Genomic DNA, 1,424 nt, shown 5'->3' with positions numbered 1-1,424 from the left:
GTTCTCGACATCGTCCGCAAAGAGGAAGTCTGCCGGCGGCTGATGAGCGCGCCCGGCGTCGGGCCGATCACGGCGCTCACCTTCCGCGCCACGATCGACCGGCCGGAGCGGTTCGGCTCCTCGCGGGCAGTGGGAGCGCATCTGGGGCTGACGCCAGCGCGATACCAGTCCGGCGAGACCGACATCCAGGGCAAGGTCAGCCGCTGCGGCGACGAACTCGCCCGCACCGCCCTCTACGAGGCGGCGCATTCGCTGCTCGTGCGCTCGAAGAAATGGTCGAGCTTGCGCGCCTGGGGCATGAACATCGCCAGACGCCGCGGCATGGCGCGTGCCCGCGTGGCGGTGGCCCGCAAACTGGCCGTCATCCTGCACCGCATGTGGGCCGACGCGACCGAATTCCGCTTTGGAAAGGAGCCTGCCGCACTGGCGGCGTGACCCGAGACAGATCAAAGGAGCCAAGGGAACACGCAAAGCTTTCGCCCGAAGGGGCGATGCCCGGATCGTTCCGTTGGGACGATGGGCGAGGCGATCTCGTTAAGAGTCCCGAATCTGCCGAACCAAGGTTCGCAAGGTCGTGAAACAGATTGAGACGCCTCGCTCTCCTGACCCCATCATGCGGCGGCCCAAGCGCCGACCGCGAAGAGAAGCGAGTGACCCACGGAACGGTCCGAGAAAAGAGCGCAGGAGCACCTTGACCTCAACGACCCCAATCAGAGAGGACTCTGAGATCGTCCAAGGTGGCCGCGGGAGATTTCCAACCTGTCGGTCGCCGCTGTCTTTTTTGGACGACCCAACCGAGCCGCGCATGGTCCAGCACGGGGTGACGGATGGACGGCCAGGGAAGCGGTGGTAAGCGCTACAAGGGGGCGTGCATGTATCTTACGCAGGACCAACTTCAAGCCATTGCCGATGCGCTGGCGGACACGTCCGAAGGACTGACCGGGTCCGAAATTGCGTTCCTGCTGCAGTCTTGCAGGATCAAAGACACCGACGCTTCCATGACGAAGAGGCATCGTCTCTACAATGCCTTCGCGCATGAGCAAAATCAGAGGAAGGATCGAACGCCGATCCTCGCCTTTATTCGAAAGGCGATGAAGCCGACCCGGTTCGCCCGCGAGCCCCACCGTTTCGAGCCGATGAGGGCAAATCTGAACCGTGCACTCGCGTTTGCCGGCATGTCAGTCGACGCGTCCGGAAAACTCCTTTCGGCTGTTCAGGTGGGAACGCTCGGCGAAGCAGAGAGGAGAGCGCGTGAGCTGCGTGAAGATCTCCTTTCTCGTGGTGTTCACCCGGACGTGCTCATTTTCTGCAAAGAGGAGTTGCTGCACGACAACTACTTTCACGCGGTGCTGGAGGCCGTCAAAAGCGTCGCCGACAAGGTTCGAAAGCGGACGGGGCTGGTCGACGACGGCGCGGCCCTGGTC

2 protein-coding genes are annotated in these 1,424 nt (G+C 63.1%); both read left to right on the top strand.

The window, feature by feature from the left end:
• Positions 1-435 (top strand): transposase (locus EOA60_RS32825; protein ID WP_164899764.1); only part of this gene is annotated, 435 nt, incomplete at its 5' end.
• A gap of 392 nt (positions 436-827) precedes the next feature.
• Positions 828-1,424, top strand: a 597-nt coding sequence (locus tag EOA60_RS32820; protein WP_245502673.1) for a TIGR02391 family protein, incomplete at its 3' end; no start/stop codon positions are given.

Origin of the sequence: Mesorhizobium sp. M1A.F.Ca.IN.020.06.1.1 (genome assembly GCF_004023265.1) — a bacterium.
Lineage (GTDB): Bacteria > Pseudomonadota > Alphaproteobacteria > Rhizobiales > Rhizobiaceae > Mesorhizobium.
Note: the sequence above shows the minus strand (reverse complement) of the source record. Positions and strands in the feature narration are given on the sequence as shown.